The organism is Levilactobacillus hammesii DSM 16381 (assembly GCF_001434395.1).
Classification (GTDB): Bacteria; Bacillota; Bacilli; order Lactobacillales; family Lactobacillaceae; genus Levilactobacillus; species Levilactobacillus hammesii.
The window spans coordinates 243083-259473 of sequence record NZ_AZFS01000046.1 but is presented as its reverse complement, the minus strand read 5'-3'; the positions used below and the strand labels follow the sequence as shown (position 1 = coordinate 259473).

At 49.7% G+C, this 16391-nt stretch carries 16 protein-coding genes; 2 read left to right on the top strand and 14 right to left on the bottom strand.

Annotation, left to right across the window (positions count from 1 at the left end):
- Positions 1 to 3: 3 nt before the first annotated feature.
- The 13 genes from atpD to FD28_RS05080 form a co-directional block, all read right to left on the bottom strand.
- Entirely contained in the window at positions 4 to 1419 is a 1416-nt protein-coding gene (gene atpD, locus FD28_RS05140; RefSeq protein WP_057733265.1) for a F0F1 ATP synthase subunit beta, read from the bottom strand.
- 22 nt (positions 1420 to 1441) lie between these two features.
- Complete coding sequence (locus tag FD28_RS05135) at positions 1442 to 2341, bottom strand: F0F1 ATP synthase subunit gamma (RefSeq protein ID WP_057733264.1); 900 nt, start codon at positions 2339 to 2341, stop codon at positions 1442 to 1444.
- 30 nt (positions 2342 to 2371) lie between these two features.
- Positions 2372 to 3913, bottom strand: coding sequence for a F0F1 ATP synthase subunit alpha (gene atpA, locus FD28_RS05130; RefSeq protein ID WP_057733263.1), 1542 nt, complete (start codon positions 3911 to 3913; stop codon positions 2372 to 2374).
- Positions 3914 to 3943: 30 nt separating this feature from the next.
- The gene (atpH, locus tag FD28_RS05125; RefSeq protein WP_057733262.1) at positions 3944 to 4486 is read right to left on the bottom strand and encodes an ATP synthase F1 subunit delta; all 543 of its coding nucleotides are present in this window, start codon (positions 4484 to 4486) and stop codon (positions 3944 to 3946) included.
- Positions 4476 to 4991 carry a F0F1 ATP synthase subunit B gene (gene atpF, locus FD28_RS05120; protein ID WP_057733261.1) on the bottom strand — a complete coding sequence of 172 codons (516 nt, stop codon included), beginning with the start codon at positions 4989 to 4991 and terminating at the stop codon, positions 4476 to 4478. The genes atpH and atpF overlap by 11 nt, the downstream gene beginning before the upstream one ends.
- Positions 4992 to 5043: 52 nt before the next feature.
- Positions 5044 to 5256 carry a F0F1 ATP synthase subunit C gene (gene atpE / locus FD28_RS05115; protein WP_057733259.1) on the bottom strand — a complete coding sequence of 71 codons (213 nt, stop codon included), beginning with the start codon at positions 5254 to 5256 and terminating at the stop codon, positions 5044 to 5046.
- Between the two features lie 34 nt (positions 5257 to 5290).
- Positions 5291 to 6010, bottom strand: coding sequence for a F0F1 ATP synthase subunit A (gene atpB, locus FD28_RS05110; RefSeq protein ID WP_057733257.1), 720 nt, complete (start codon positions 6008 to 6010; stop codon positions 5291 to 5293).
- Positions 6011 to 6441: 431 nt separating this feature from the next.
- The gene (upp, locus tag FD28_RS05105) at positions 6442 to 7077 is read right to left on the bottom strand and encodes a uracil phosphoribosyltransferase (RefSeq protein WP_057733255.1); all 636 of its coding nucleotides are present in this window, start codon (positions 7075 to 7077) and stop codon (positions 6442 to 6444) included.
- 93 nt (positions 7078 to 7170) lie between these two features.
- On the bottom strand, positions 7171 to 8412 hold the full coding sequence (glyA, locus tag FD28_RS05100; RefSeq protein WP_057733253.1) for a serine hydroxymethyltransferase: 1242 nt from the start codon (positions 8410 to 8412) through the stop codon (positions 7171 to 7173).
- 192 nt (positions 8413 to 8604) lie between these two features.
- Positions 8605 to 9621: an L-threonylcarbamoyladenylate synthase gene (locus FD28_RS05095; RefSeq protein ID WP_057733251.1), complete on the bottom strand. Its 1017-nt coding sequence runs from the start codon at positions 9619 to 9621 to the stop codon at positions 8605 to 8607.
- A gap of 27 nt (positions 9622 to 9648) precedes the next feature.
- Entirely contained in the window at positions 9649 to 10491 is an 843-nt protein-coding gene (prmC, locus tag FD28_RS05090) for a peptide chain release factor N(5)-glutamine methyltransferase (RefSeq protein WP_057733249.1), read from the bottom strand.
- The gene (prfA, locus tag FD28_RS05085) at positions 10484 to 11569 is read right to left on the bottom strand and encodes a peptide chain release factor 1 (RefSeq protein WP_057733247.1); all 1086 of its coding nucleotides are present in this window, start codon (positions 11567 to 11569) and stop codon (positions 10484 to 10486) included. Before prfA ends, prmC begins: the two co-directional genes overlap by 8 nt.
- Before the next feature lie 210 nt (positions 11570 to 11779).
- Positions 11780 to 12364, bottom strand: coding sequence for a thymidine kinase (locus FD28_RS05080; RefSeq protein ID WP_057733245.1), 585 nt, complete (start codon positions 12362 to 12364; stop codon positions 11780 to 11782).
- A gap of 204 nt (positions 12365 to 12568) precedes the next feature.
- Between FD28_RS05080 and FD28_RS05075 the strand changes: the two genes are divergently transcribed.
- Together FD28_RS05075 and FD28_RS05070 are read left to right on the top strand one after the other, a co-directional pair.
- On the top strand, positions 12569 to 13918 hold the full coding sequence (locus FD28_RS05075; protein ID WP_057733243.1) for a Mur ligase family protein: 1350 nt from the start codon (positions 12569 to 12571) through the stop codon (positions 13916 to 13918).
- A complete protein-coding gene (locus tag FD28_RS05070; protein WP_057733241.1) occupies positions 13915 to 14619 on the top strand; it encodes a type 1 glutamine amidotransferase in 705 nt (234 codons plus the stop codon). Before FD28_RS05075 ends, FD28_RS05070 begins: the two co-directional genes overlap by 4 nt.
- Positions 14620 to 15273: 654 nt before the next feature.
- Here the strand turns inward: FD28_RS05070 and FD28_RS05060 are convergent.
- Entirely contained in the window at positions 15274 to 16293 is a 1020-nt protein-coding gene (locus tag FD28_RS05060) for a serine hydrolase domain-containing protein (protein ID WP_057733237.1), read from the bottom strand.
- Positions 16294 to 16391 lie beyond the last annotated feature (98 nt).

Here is a 16391-nt window from a genome sequence, read left to right as displayed (position 1 = left end):
TCCCTAGTTGTTGGCAACGGCAGCGTTCATTTGCTTAGCCTTTTCAACGGCATCTTCGATAGCACCACAGTTCCGGAAGGCATCTTCAGGTAGGTCATCATACTTACCGTCTAAGATATCCTTGAAACTCCGGATGGTATCATCCAACTTAACATACTTCCCGTCCATACCCGTAAACTGTGAAGCCACAGAGAATGGTTGTGACAAGAAGAATTGAATCCGCCGAGCACGGTTAACAATCGTTTGTTCTTCTTCGGAAAGTTCATCCATCCCTAAGATAGAGATGATATCTTGCAATTCATGGTACCGTTGCAAGACGTGTTGAACTTCCGTAGCAACGTCGTAGTGTTCTTGACCGATGATTTCAGGGGCCAAGGCAGTTGACGTTGAAGCCAATGGGTCCACGGCTGGGTAAATCCCTTGTTGCGTTAAAGCACGTTCCAAGTTAGTCGTGGCATCCAAATGGGCGAAAGTCGTGGCAGGAGCAGGGTCGGTATAGTCATCGGCAGGCACGTAAACGGCTTGGATAGAGGTGATAGACCCCTTCTTCGTCGACGTGATCCGTTCCTGTAACTGACCCATTTCAGTAGCCAACGTTGGTTGGTAACCAACGGCTGAAGGAATCCGACCCAAGAGGGCAGAAACTTCAGAACCGGCTTGCGTGAACCGGAAGATGTTATCAATGAAGAGCAGCACATCTTGGCCCTTAACATCACGGAAGTATTCCGCAATCGTCAAACCAGTCAATGCAACCCGCATCCGGGCACCAGGAGGTTCGTTCATTTGACCATAAACCATGGCCGTTTGCTTCAGAACCCCGGAACCTTTCATTTCCCAGTACATATCGTTACCTTCACGAGTCCGTTCACCAACACCGGTGAAGACGGAAATCCCGTTATGGCCTTGAGCAATGTTATGGATTAATTCTTGAATTAAAACGGTCTTACCAACACCGGCACCACCGAACAACCCAATCTTCCCACCACGAACGTAAGGTTCGAGTAAGTCAATAACCTTGATACCCGTTTCCAGGATTTCAGTCGTAGGGTTTAATTCGTCATATTTAGGTGCATCACGGTGAATTGGCATCCGTTCTGCGTCTGGTCCAAATTCGGCACCGCCGTCAATTGGATTCCCCAAAACGTTGAAGACCCGACCAAGTGTGTCATCACCAACAGGAACTGAAATAGAAGCCTTAGTGTTTTCTACTTCCATCCCCCGGCGAAGACCATCGGTACCGTCCATGGCGATCGTCCGCATAACCCCGTCACCTAATTCCAAGGCAACTTCGGTTACAAGGATACTACCATCATCTTTTTTGATGTTAAGGGCGGTGTTGATGTCAGGTAATTCATCATTCAGTGGGAATTCAACGTCAACAACAGGTCCGATAACTTGAACAATTTTACCAGCACTCATTATTCGTTAATTCCTCCCGTCATTAATTATTTAAGGCTTCCTGACCACCAGTAATTTCGGTGATTTCAGTGGTGATCGCTGCTTGACGTGCACGGTTATAGTGCAGTTGCAACGTCCCAATTAAATCATCGGCATTATCAGTGGCTGATTGCATCGCATTAGAACTTGATGCATGTTCGGAAGTCTTCGCGTCCAAGATCGCACCATAAACTAAGCTTTCTGCGTATTGTGGCAGAACGACCTGCAACACTTCTTCTTCAGAAGGTTCAGTATCGTACTCAGCCGTTAATGGTGCAGCTTGCGTATCGTTTGCCGCATCAGAAGACAAGGTTTCCTTGTCGACTGGTAACATTTTTTCAGCCCGAAAACGGGATGAAATCCGGTTCACAAAGTGGTTGTAGCACACGAAGAGTTCATCGAACACTTCGTTATCAAACATCGTGGTAACGGTCTTGACAATTTCCCGAACTTCGTTAAATTCAGGCACATCGCTGACCCCACGGTATTCATAAGCCACATTGATTCCGCGGTTCCGATAGAAGTCGGCACCGGTTCCCCCAACGGCTAACACCATGTAGTCGTCAGGATTGGGTGTCCGTTCTTTAATGAACGTATTGGCTTCTCGGAGCACGCTACTATTATAGCTACCCACCATTCCACGATCGGAGGTGATCACTAAATATGCGGTTTTCTTTACTGGACGGTTCGACTGTAGGCTACTTGAGGAATTATCTAACAGATGAGACTGTGAAAGATGCATAACGACAGCCTTAACTTTCGAAACATAGTCTTGGTAGCCGACTGCGTGTTTCTGAATCTTATTTAACTTCGCGGTCGAAACCATGTGCATTGCCGCCGTAATTTGACGGGTTGCTTTCGTGGAATTAATCCGACGTTGAACGTCATGAATTGATTCAGCCATTATTTCTCACCATCCTTCCTTCAAGTAATCTTAATTAGCCGTGTCAGCCGCCTGATTGTCGGCCTTAGCAGTTGGTTGGAAAGTTGCATCGAATTCAGCAATTGCATCTTCCAGGGCACTGCCTTCAGGCAAGTTCCCGGTCGTTGTAATGGTGTCTTCGAGATCTTGATGGCTGGCATCCATGTAATCGAACAACTCGTTTTGGTAACGTAAAACGTCCTCAATTTCGAGCTTGTCCAAGTGACCATGAGTCAACGCAAACAAGATAATAACTTCCTTGGCAACTGGTACAGATTCATGCAAGCCTTGCTTTAAGACTTCCACGGTCCGTGCACCACGGTCTAGTCGAGCCTTAGTAGCGGCATCCAAATCAGAACCGAATTGGGCAAAGGATTCAAGTTCACGGTAGGCAGATAAGTCCAACCGCAACGTCCCGGCAACCTTCTTCATGGCTTTGATCTGAGCGTCACCACCAACCCGGGAAACAGAAGTCCCGGCATCCATAGCTGGTCGAATACCAGAATAGAATGAGTCACTGTTCAGGAAGATTTGACCATCGGTGATTGAAATAACGTTGGTTGGGATGTAAGCAGAAACGTCCCCGGCCTTGGTTTCAATGACAGGCAACGCCGTCATCGAACCACCACCGAGCTCGTCACTCAACTTAGCAGCCCGTTCCAGCAAACGTGAGTGGGTGTAGAAGATATCACCAGGATATGCTTCACGACCTGGTGCACGCCGTAAAATCAAGGAGAGTTCACGGTAAGCATCGGCTTGCTTGGTTAAATCATCATAAACGATCAAAACGTGCTTGCCGTTGTGCATGAATTCTTCACCCATGGCAGCACCGGCATATGGCGCGATGTATAGCATTGGCGCTGGTTCGGAAGGACTAGCGGTAACGACAATCGTGTAGTCCATGGCGCCGAATTTCTCCAACGTTGAGACTTGTGCACGCACCGTAGAAGCCTTCTGACCAATGGCAACGTAGATACAGATCATGTTTTGGTCTTTTTGGTTAATGATCGTATCGATGGCAATAGAGGACTTCCCAGTCTTCCGGTCACCGATGATCAATTCACGCTGACCACGTCCAATTGGAACCAAGGCATCAATGGCTTTAATCCCGGTTTGCAGAGGTTCGTTAACCCCTTGCCGTTCCATAACACCAGGTGCTTTGTGTTCGATTGGCCGCGTCTTGTCCGTGGAAATGTCCCCTTTACCGTCAATTGGCCGGCCCAATGGGTTTACAACCCGACCGATTAATTGATCGCCAACGGGAACTTCCATGATCCGTCCAGTCCGCTTAACAGAATCGCCTTCAGTGATTCCAGTAAAATCACCCAAGATAACGATACCAACGTCACTGGATTCGAGGTTTTGGACCATCCCATAAACCCCGTTATCAAACAACAGTAACTCACCTTGCAAAGCGTTGTTCAGACCGTGGGCCCGAGCAACACCATCCCCAACGTAAGTAACCGTACCAGTTTCTTCAACTGAGATTTCATCCTTATAGCTTTCTAATTGTTGTTTAATTAGAGCACTGATTTCCTCAGCTTTAATGCTCATGAAAGTTTCACCTCTTTATTACCGAATTCGTTATGCTAGCAGTTGCTGCCGTAAACGATTGATTTTTGTTCGTAAGCTACCATCAAGAACCGTGTCAGCAGCTTTAACGATAACCCCACCGATCACAGAAGGATCGACTTGACTCGTCAAGATCACCTTGTCGGCGCCTACACGTTGTGCGTAGGAATTCTCGATTTGTGTCTTTTGGTCATCCGTTAAAGGAACCGCCGTGGTCACTTTAGCGTAAACCGTATGATTAGCCTCATCATACATGGCCTGGAATTGGTCAACGATGTCAACCACATTTTCCATCCGGCCATAATCATATACCATTTGAACAAAGTTCTTGATATATGGTGATGCGTCTTTCAGTAACGGTTGCACTAAAGCTTCACGTTCAGCAACCTGCAGGCTAGCGTCTGAGAGCAAAGTGCTCAGTTGCGGGTTGTCCTGGAAGATACTTCGAAGTTCTTTGAGTTCTGTGAAGCCTGACTCCAGTTGGTCTTTTTCGGACAACAGTTCATATAATGCTTTTGCGTAGCGCTTAGCTACAGTTGCCCTATTAAGACTCATGTTGCTTCCCCAACCCTTCGATATAAGAATCAATTAATGCCTTTTGATCGTCAGCTTTCAATTCTCGTTGAATGATCTTGGAAGCAATCTCAATAGATAGGTCCGCCACATCATTGCGGGCGTTGACCAGGGCATCTTGGCGTTCTTGCTCAATGTCCTTTTGGGCATTTTGCTTTAACGTCTGTGCATCGGTTTGTGCTTGCGTCACGATTTGTTCACGTTGCTGTTGACCATTGGTCTTGGCATCGTTAACAATCGTTTGTGCTTCAGACCGTGAACTAGCTAACGCGGCTTGGCGCTTCTGAACTAAGTCAGCAGCCTCATTCCGTGAGTTTTCAGCTGAGTCAATATCATTGCTGATCTTGTCAGCCCGATCCTGCATCATCTTGGTTACTGGCTTCCAAGCCAAAACCTTAACAATCCACATCAAAAGCAAGAAACAAACGACGTAGAAAATAGAATCACCAAAGTAAAGCCCTGAACCAATCACTAAATGTGAGAGCATCTATTGACACCTCCTTCTACTATCAGATATAAACATCATCGTGGTAAAAAAACTACTTGTTCATAACCATCAAAGCAACAACGAAGGCAATGATAGGCATGGCTTCAACAAGCCCAACCCCGATAAACATGTTCGTCCGTAATTGACCTGACAGTTCAGGTTGACGGGCCATACCTTCTAGCATTTTGGCGATAAGAAGACCGTCACCTACACCACCACCAATAGCGGCTCCGGCCATAGCGATACCAGCTGCAATAGCTCCCATAATCTTTGTTTCCTCCTTAAATTATATAAAAACTTTATTCCTCAATTTCAAGTTTTTGAGAAATGTAAACTGAAGACAACGTAACGAAGACGAAGGCTTGGATTGCCCCTAAGAAAGCAGAGAATCCTTGCCAAGCCATCTCAAGTGGTACAGCGACAATCATCGTTGCGATGCCATGTGAAACCGCAAGCTTCCAGATTATTCCCAGTAGCATTTCACCAGAGAAGATAACCCCGAAGATACGGAGACCCAACGTTAGGAAGTTCGTGAACTCTTCAAAGATACTGATAACTATCCAGACCTTAAAAGGCTTCAAGTAATTCCCGAAGTGGGCTTTGTAACCCAATTTACTTACCCCTGCAAACTGCGCAAGCATCAACGTCATTAATGAGAAAGTCAACGTCGTCACTGGATCAGACGTTGGACTACGGACGATGGTGGCACCGTTCGGCAACGCGAGGTTGATAAACAACCCCAATTCGTTAGACAGGAACAGGAAGATAAATAAAGTGAAACCGTACAATCCAAAACCGCCAATTTCCTTAGCAGGAATGGACCCCTTCAAAATTCCGTTGGTAAAATCAATCAGCCATTCCAGGAAGTTTTGTCCTGAAGTTGGCTTCATGGCCAAATGTCTGGAAGTGAAGTATACCAAAGCAACAACAAGGACAAAGACCACCGAAGCGGACACAATGTTGGCCGTGCTAAACGTCAATCCCAGAAATTGGAAGGTCGAAACTGGACCATCATTCACCGAATATCACCTCTTTTCAACACTATATGGACGCGGTTTCTCGAAGGTTTCACCTAATATTTTCATTAAGTTTTCTTTCGAGAAATGCGGAATAGTGAACGAAGCGAGCGCTCCATTCAAATACACTGGAAATGATACCACCAATTCAGCTAAAAAACAAAACAATTTTTCACAGTCTAAACATTATTCACAACTTGGATAAACTTAGGGCTGAAAAGGATAGTAACCGGTTTCACATCCTGTTTGCGCGCGCAATTAGCTTCATAATTACCGTGACTTGTCAAGCACCTTTTCTGTAAATAGGTCCGGTTAAGGCCATCAGCGGCAATGTCTGCCGGATAAATACGACCCATACGCCCCCAAAAGGCCTTGTTCACGCTGGTTTAGCAAACAAATAAGAGACTCAGCCCAAGGCTGAATCTCTTTAAAGTTTACTTCGTCCCAAACAAACGATCACCAGCATCGCCCAAACCAGGCACGATGTAGCCATCTTCGTTCAAGTGATCATCCAAGGCTGCCGTGAAAATGTCAACATCAGGATGGGCTGCACGCAGCGCTTTAACCCCTTCTGGCGCAGATACTAAGCAAACGAACTTCATGTTCTTTTCGCTAGCACCACGCTTCTTCAGGGCATCGATGGCCATGATGGCGGAACCACCGGTCGCTAACATCGGATCAACAATGAAGATTTGCCGTTGATCGATATCAGAAGGCATTTTAACAAAGTATTCATGGGGCTGCAGGGTTTCTTCATCGCGGTACATGCCGATGTGTCCAACCTTTGCAGCGGGGATCAACTCTAAGATCCCATCAACCATCCCAATACCTGCTCGTAAGATTGGCACAATGGCCACTTTCTTGCCGGCAAGTTCTTTGGCGGTCATCTTGGCCACTGGCGTTTCAATAACCTTGTCCTGTAATGGCATGTCACGTGACACTTCGTATGCCATCAAAGTCGAGATTTCGTTAACTACCTCGCGGAAACTGCGGGTCCCACAGTTTTTGTTCCGAATAATAGTTAATTTGTGTTGAATCAACGGGTGGTCGAGTACTTGAAACTTCCCCATGAATAAACGCTCCTTTATGATTTCTTACAATTGTACCATTATCTACGCTATCAAAACGGATAAATTTTGAATGAAAACGTTTTTTCAAAAACTTTATGGCAATGCGGTTAAAGGATGCGCCTGAGTTAACTCGTGCACTTGTGCCTTAACCTCCGCCAAGACCGCGTCATCATTGGGATTCAAGACCGCCTTCACAATCAGGCGGGCCACCTCACGACACTCGTCGGCGTTAAAACCGCGGGTCGTGATTGCTGGCGTTCCCAGCCGAATGCCGGACGTCTTGAACGGACTGAGCGTTTCATTTGGAATTGACTCTTTATTCGTCGTGATTAAGACGCTATCTAATAATTCTTGCGCCTGCTTCCCATTCAGATCGGTTGCGGACAGATCCAAGGTCATCAGATGATTGTCCGTCCCACCAGACACGACTCGAACCGTTGGCAATTTATTGAATTCATCGGCCATCGCCGCGGCATTCGTGATGATTTGTTGGGCGTAGTCCTTAAAGTCGGGTTGGAGATCTTCAAAGAATGCGGCCGCCTTGCCGGCAATGACGTGTTCCAAAGGTCCCCCCTGTGTCCCAGGGAAGACTGCGGAATTAAGTCGTTTAGCGTTCTCAGCCTGTGACAGAATCAACCCACCACGCGGCCCGCGAAGCGTTTTATGCGTCGTGGTCGTCACCACATCGGCAATGCCAACGGGACTAGGATGAAGACCAGCTGCGACCAAGCCCGCAATGTGGGCCATGTCCACCATCAGGTAGGCCCCCACTTCGTCGGCAATTGCCCGGAATGCGTGCCAGTCAATGGTCCGTGAGTAAGCTGAGGCACCGGCCACGATCATTTGAGGCTTCACCTTCAAAGCCAGATCACGAATCATGTCGTAGTCCAGGAGTTCCGTTTCCGGATTCAAGCCATAGCTGTAAGCTTCATAGAGCTTACCTGAGAAGTTCACCTTGGCACCATGGGTCAAATGGCCCCCGGCATCCAGGCCCATCCCCAGAATGGTGTCGCCAGGCTTCAAAAATGCCGCGTAAACGGCCTGATTAGCCTGTGAGCCAGAGTGGGGTTGGACATTCGCGTATTCGGCGTTAAACAGCTTCTTAGCACGGTCAATGGCCAGCTGTTCAACCACGTCAATGTACTGGGTGCCCCCGTAATACCGCTTGCCTGGATAACCTTCAGCGTATTTGTTCGTCAACACGGAACCCTGCGCAGTACGTACGGCGTGACTCACAATGTTTTCCGAGGCAATCAACTCAATGGTGTCCTCTTGCCGACGTTCCTCGTTAGCAATGGCATCCCATAACGCTGGATCTTGTTCTTTAAAATTCAATGGCGATCCCTCCTGAACTGTAGTTGTTTTCATTTTACCAAATTTCGTTGGGCTACGGGTAAAGTTTGGATTATTTATCTTTTTGTAAACCGCCGTCTGTACCTGTAGCCAAAAAAAGTGCCCAGCCATCAGACTGGACACAACTTCATCTTTAATTAAATTACGCCGACAGTTCCGTTTAGACCACCCTGCCTATTTGGCAAAGTGTTGTTGACCCGCCGACTTGTTTAACCGATTCATGTAAGCCGCACCGAGGCCCTCTGGCGCAAAGCCTTGTGCCAAAATTCCCGTCACTGGCGACTCCAGATCATAGTGCCGTAGCCCCGCGAACAGCCGGTGACTGGCACTGGCCAGGTCGGCACCCAATGAGAAGGCCTCCGTGTTGGTTGGTAAGGTTTCCTGGGCTAAGGTGTGGTCCAAAGCCATCACACCGATCGTTTCCGACTGCTGGGCGGCCCAGGCCAAGGCAGCTGGCCAATCGGCCTCATCATCCACAATGGTTACCTGGGCGTTGGGCGCATAATGTTTGTACTTCATCCCTGGCGCCTTGGGAATTTCACCCTTGCCGACCTTATGGTGGTTGGACTGTACCGTCCCAATCACGGCTTCCAGCTGTTCTTCGGTCACACCACCCGGCCGCAGAATCGTGGGAACTTCTGTCGACATATCCAACACGGTCGACTCCACACCGACCTTAGTAGGACCGTCATCCAAAATTCCGGCAATTTTGCCATTCAAGTCGTGATAAACGTGCTTGGCCAGCGTGGGACTTGGCTTACCCGAGGTGTTCGCAGATGGTCCCACCAACGGTACCCCGGCAGCCTTAATCAGGTCCAACGTCACTTGGTTAGCTGGGTTACGAAAGGCCGCGGTCGCCAAGCCACCCGTCACCGCTTTGGACAACTTACCCGGTTGCAGCTTAAAGATCAAGGTCAGTGGTCCCGGCCAAAAGGCTTTGATCAAAGCCTCTGCCTTGGCCGACAAGGGTTGCGCATACTGCTTCACGGTATCTTCCCCCGTGACGTGCACAATCAGCGGATTGTCACTTGGCCGCCCCTTCGCGAGGTAGACCTGTTTAACCGCCGCCTCATTGGTGGCATCCGCACCCAAACCATAGACGGTTTCCGTGGGAAAAGCCACGAGTTCACCGGCCTGAATGGCAGCTGCCGCCTCGTTAATTTGATTTGGTTGAAAAATCTTCGTTTCCATAAATTCTCTTCTCTCCCATCGCAAAAACTAGAGTTGCACGTGTACCATTCGGTCGTGACCGTTGATGTCCGCTCGAATCGTCACGGTCGCAGCAGGCAGGGCCGCCGTAAATAGCGCCTTAACTGCCGCCCCCTGCCGATACCCAATTTCGGCAAAAAACTGGCCCCCAGGTCGCAAATAGGTTGCCAGTTCCGTGGCGAAACGTTGGTAGAAGGCTAGGCCGTGATTCGCCGCAAACAGCGCTTGATCCGGCTCATAGCGTTTGACCGATTCATCCATGACTGTCGTCTCCGACCGGTCAATATAGGGAGGATTCGACACAATGACATCGAAGTGCTGACCCGCAACCGGTGCGAATAGGTCACCCGTGACAAACGTAACCGGCGCCGCCAACGCTTGTGCATTGGCTTGTGCCACGGTAATGGCTGCCGCTGAAATGTCGCTGGCCGTGACCGTCCAGTCTGGCCGTTCCGCCTTTAGCGTGACCGCAATGGCACCACTACCAGTTCCCACGTCCAACACACGTATGGGTGCCGTCGTCGTTGCCGCCAGAATCCAGCCGACCAATTCTTCAGTTTCCTGTCGCGGAATCAGTGTCGCCGAGGTCACCTGAAAGTCCCGACCATAGAAATTAGCCCAACCTAAAACGTACTGAGCGGGTTCACCATTTGCGACCCGGCTCAATTGTTGTTGATACGTCTGATAGTCCGTCTCCGGCATGCTCTCACGGTAGTGCATCACCAACTGAGTAAACGTCCACCCGTAAGCTGCCGTCAATAGGTATTGCGCCGCACTCGGGTCCTGATCAGCTGCGGTTAGCTGCGCTTGGCCTTGCCGTAACACGGCTAAATAATTGCGTTGATTAGCCATTATTCTTTAAGTCTTCAAGCTTAGCCGCTTGATCGGACAGAATCAGAGCATCGATAATATCATCGAGTTCCCCGTTCATAATCCGATCGAGCTTGTTTAACGTCAACCCAATCCGGTGATCGGTCACCCGGTTTTGTGGGTAGTTGTACGTCCGAATCCGTTCCGAACGATCCCCCGTCCCCACAGCAGACTTTCGTTCCGCATTGTAGGCACTTTCTTCTTGTTGCTTGTAGTAATCGTAGACCCGGGCCCGCAAAATCTGCATGGCCTTCGCCCGGTTTTGTTGTTGTGACCGTTCGTCTTGCATGGCGACCACAATCCCCGTTGGCAAGTGGGTCATCCGAACGGCAGAGGAAGTCTTGTTAATATGCTGACCACCGGCACCAGAGGACCGGTAAACGTCAGTCCGAATATCCTTAGGATCGATGTCGATATCAACGTCTTCTTCTTCAGGCATCACCCCAACCGTCGCGGTACTCGTGTGTACCCGACCAGCGGATTCCGTAACCGGTACCCGTTGAACCCGGTGCGCACCGTTTTCGTACTTCAGCTTGGAGTAGACCTTGTCACCCGTAATCATCATGACAATTTCCTTGAACCCACCGACTTCGGTAGCATTCTCATCAACAATTTCGATCTTCCAGCCTTGGCGTTCAGCGTACTTTGAATACATGCTAAAGAGATCCGCAGCAAATAGGCTGGCTTCATCCCCACCGGCAGCACCGTGGATTTCCATGATGATGTTCTTATCATCGTTGGGGTCTTTAGGCAGCAAGAGAACCTTAATTTCTTCTTCAAGCTTTTCTTTTTGCTCGTTTAAATCCTTCAGCTCATCCTTGACCATCGCATCCATGTCATCGTCAAGCTTTTCGCGCAACATTTCATCGTCATCCTTGATCTGTTGGGTGACTTCTTGGTATTGATGGTACTTGTCGACCGTTTCCCGGAGTTCCCCTTCTTCTTTGGAGAGCGCCATGAAGCGTTGCGTATCCGCAATAACTTCGGGGTCACTGATCAATTCATTAAGCTCGTCATAGCGATCGGCTACGGCCTGGAGCTTGTCAAACATTTCGTCCATTCGATTAACCTCGTTTCAATTTGTCATTCATTATTTTAGTGCAGCGGTCGTGCTCTCAAAAGTATCCGCACTGACCGCTACTTGAGTCTTCTCGCCAGCGCAGTGGACCAGCCACCTCGCCTAGCAAGACGCGTGTATCCCAGGATCAACTGGCTAAGCTAGCTTACCACATCTGACGGGACACGCAACGCTTTTTCACGCTCGCACACCCTATTTGCCAATCTGATCCAATGGCGGATTGAAGTAATGACGCCGGCAGACGGGATAGTAGGCTTCGTTACCACCAATCTGAACCTGTTCACCCTCGTACACGGGCTTGCCATCGTGGAACCGCAGATTCATGATGGCCTTCTTGGTACAGAACCAGCAGATGGTCTTCATCTCTTCGATCTTATCCGCGTAAAGCATGAGGTATTTTGAGCCCTCAAACAATTCATTTCTGAAATCATTCTTCAAACCAAACGTCATGACTGGAATCTTTAACTCGTCAACGACTTTGGCTAGTTGGAGCACGTGAGCCTTCTTTAAAAACTGGGCTTCGTCAATTAAAACACAGTTGGCGTGCGCGTCAATCCGCTTGATTTCGTCGTACAGGTTGGTCGTTTCGAAGATTGGATGGGCTTCACGCTTTAACCCAATACGACTGGCGATGTAACCGACCTCGTCGCGGGTATCCAGCCCACTCGTCATGATAATGACCCGCTTATGTTGTTCCTCATAGTTATGGGCGACCTTCAAGATTTCAATGGTCTTCCCACTATTCATTGCACCGTACCGAAAAAATAGCTGCGCCACGTTATTCCCACCTTTTTGACAGTTTCCATCTATTATAGCTGATTAGCCCGGAAAATTCGACCGTGAGCCGACCAAAGTTCTTGGGATTTTGTCAAAGTTCGGGCATACCGCTCCCCTAAACGTTGAAAAAATGCTAAAATTAAGGCTTGAATATTAAGGAACCCGACATTAAAAAATTTGTCGCGATTAAGGAGCGAAATATCCATGTCATTAAGAAGCGGCTTTGCCACCTTCGCAGGGAAATCCTCTTACTGGTTTCTCCACACGTTTCTTCACGGTGGTAGTTCTCTACCCGGGAAGATTACGCTGAAGCTGGACCCCAACATTTTACGGACGCTGGGCGCTAAGTACGATGTCATCGTCATTACCGGGACTAACGGGAAGACCCTGACCACGGCGCTGACGGTCTCCGTCCTTCACCAAAAATACCCAGCCATTTTAACCAATCCCACTGGTTCCAACATGGAACAGGGAATTGTTACCACCTTTTTGAACGCCAAGAATCCCAAGACTGGCCGTCCCTTGGCCGTTTTGGAGGTCGATGAAGCCAACGTGATTAAGGTCACGCAATACATTGAACCCAAGGCGTTCGTCTTCACCAATATCTTCCGTGATCAGATGGATCGTTACGGTGAAATCTACACGACCTACCAAAAAATCCTAGACGGCGTGGCCCTGGCGCCTAACGCCACCATCATCGCCAATGGGGATTCTCCTATTTTCCATTCCAAGGAACTGCCGAACCCCATCGAATACTACGGCTTTGATGATCAACCCGATCAGGATTTAAAGGCCAAGCCCAACACGGATGGTGTCCTGTGCCCCGTCTGTGAGCACATCCTTCACTACCATTCTTTGACCTACAGTAACCAAGGCAAGTATTTCTGTCCCAACTGTGGGTTTGAACGGCCCGAACTAACCTACCGTTTGACTAAGTTAGGCGAACAGACCCCCACGTCTTCTGAATTTGAAGTTGATGGTCACGCCTTCAAGATCGGTGTGGGTGGTACCTACAACATCTACAACGCCTTGGCAGCTTACGCGGTGGGTCGCTTCATGGGTGTGGCGCCCGCTCAGATTGCGCGCGCCTTCACCGGCAACCAACAAGTCTTTGGCCGACAAGAGGTCATCGACGTTGATGGCAAACAGGTCACGATCATTCTTGTGAAAAACCCCGTTGGTCTGGATCAGGTACTCCACATGATCGGTACCGACAAGGAAAAGTTCTCCCTAGTTGGCCTGTTAAATGCCAACTACGCCGATGGCATTGATACCAGTTGGATCTGGGACGGTGACTTCGAACAACTCACGCAGCGAGACATTCCGGCAGTCATTACCGGTGGTGAACGCTATAAAGATATTACCTTCCGCCTCAAGGTTGCGGGTATTCCCGATGACAAGCACATCGTCGAACCCGACCTGGAGAAGGTCGTCGACGAGATCAAGAAGGTGCCGACTGAACGGGTCTACGTTCTGGCCACCTACACCGCGATGCTCCAGATGCGGAAGATTCTAGCCACCAAGGGCTACATTAAGGAGGGATTGGGCGTATGACCTACGAATTAAATGTGGCGCATCTTTACGGTAACCTGATGAACACTTACGGTGACGTTGGGAATATCTTGGCATTAAACTACTATGCTAAGCAAATGGACGTCCACTTGAACGTCAAGATTGTAAGTCTTGAAGAAGACTTCAAGGCGGCTGATTATGATCTGGCCTTCTTTGGTGGGGGCCAAGACTTCGAACAAACGATTGTCTCCCAAGACATTCAGACGAAGAAGGCCGAACTGACCGACTTCATTGAATCCGGTGGTCCCCTTCTGGCCATCTGTGGCGGGTTCCAGTTACTCGGCCACTACTACATTGGTGCGAACGGTGAAAAGCTCCCCGGGATTGGCGCCTTGGACCACTACACGTTGGCCCAAGACCACAACCGCTTCATCGGGGACATTGTGATCAAAAACCAGGAGACCGGTGAAACCTATCACGGCTTTGAAAATCATCAAGGTCGGACCTTCTTAGGCGCTGGCGAACGGCCCCTTGGCAACGTGGTTAGCGGCAAGGGCAATAATGGTGAGGATGGTACGGAAGGCGCGATCTACAAAAACGTCTACTGCTCCTACTTCCATGGCCCGATCCTGACGCGGAACGGCGAAATTGCCAAGCACCTATTGGTTGCTGCGTTACAACGCAAGTTCCCCGAGGACGATTTCAGTCAACAGGCGGCCCTGCCGATTCCAGCAACTTTCTAAATTTAAGCGTGTTTACAAAAACGGTGTTGTCCCGACGTTTAACGTCAGGGCAACACCGTTTTTCATTGCTATTTGAAAGTCGGAAAAGCCAAGGGTACACCCTATCCCTGCGCTAGTCAGACGAAATGCCATTCAACTAGATAATCATGCCACCTGCGGCTGCCAGAGATTCCGGCGTCTGTGGGGAACACCTGCGGCCTGAGGTGCGGTCCTCCGGCTCGGTTTGAAACCTGACCAAGATCGTCAGTTTCCAAACGCGTCCCACGCTGTAGATCGAGTGAAAAACCTCGGTCAACACCGTCGTCACAGCTACCTGCATCTCTGACCTCCTCCGGTTACGTTGATTTTGACCATTAAATTTACTCAAGCATCGCTAAGTTAACTGTGTTCTACCACCATAATTGTCGATCATTTAAGTAGCCGTGAGTGAGCAAAATTTGGACCCAGCCGTGGGATTTTTCAAGTGGTTTGCTTGAAAAATGGCGGCTTTGAGACGATGATTTCTCGGCTCAAAGCGAGGTCAAAGACCGCTTCTCAGGCTTTGGCCGTCCTGCCCACCCACCGCGTTCCGGTCCAAATTTGGCGAACGGTAAGGCGGCAGCGTGGTCAATGCTAAACAGCCCAATAGCTGTGACAAGGATCGCTAAGAAAGCATCACAAGCCGTTTGATTTCTCTGCCAAATACGTCCCGATCACCGCATTCCGCTGATCGAGATACGGCAAATTAGGCGCTACGGGATGAACCCGATTGGTTAGGAAAACCATGGCCTGCTGAGTCGCTTGGTCAATCACCAGGTAGGTTCCCGTGAATCCGGAGTGCCAGATGACGCGGTGCGCGGTCGGCCACTGTGAGGCGGTTAACGCCCACCCTAGTGAACGATTGGCCTGACCAGTGGGTGTCCAGTCCGCCGTCAACTGATGAATCCAGGTGGGCGGCAAGACGCCTGCCACCTTTTCGGGATACAGGTAGGCCTGACAGAACGTGGCGAGGTCCCGCGCGGTGCTGAATAGGCCGGCCGAACCGCAGCGCCGTTGCAGGACATAGCCCTTGGGGTCATGGACCGCACCACGAATCAATCCTCGCTCGCGCGTCACGGCCGTGGGCACACACTGCTTAGGATCCTGCGGGGTAAAGGTGCTGTGGGTCATGCCCAGTGGGGTCAGCACGCGTCGCTGAGCGGCCACTTGAATCGGTTCACCCAAAATCCGTTCCACAATCCACCCCATAAAAATGTAGTTCACATCCGCATAAACCATTTTTCGGTTAAAGGTTGGCCCCACGTGCAGCTTAAGCAGCGCTGCCGTCAGATCGGGCGCTGCCAGTTGATTACGGTTAGGAATATACCCCACGATACCTGAGGTGTGCGTCAAAAGATGGCGAACGGTCACCCGTCGATCCTGCCACTCCGGCAACCAGTCGCTAACGGCATCCTCCAACCGCAACCGACCTTGTGCCAACAACTGCAAGGTAACGCTCAGGGTGCCTACCACCTTGGTCAGTGAAGCCACGTCATAGACCATGCCCGGACGTAACGTCTCGGAATGCGGCACCAGCGCCGCTCGCCCCATTTCCCCAGTCTCAACCCGATCTTGATCAATGAAAGCGTAACTGACCCCGGGGACAATACCGTCCGTGATTAGCCGCCGCAATGCTGCCTGTGTTTGTGGATACATGCCTACCGCCTCAACTTTCTCTCTGCTCCCATTCTACCCCGGAACGCCAATTGCTGGCCACTAGATTATGATAAATTTAAACGCGAAAAAGGGCGCCA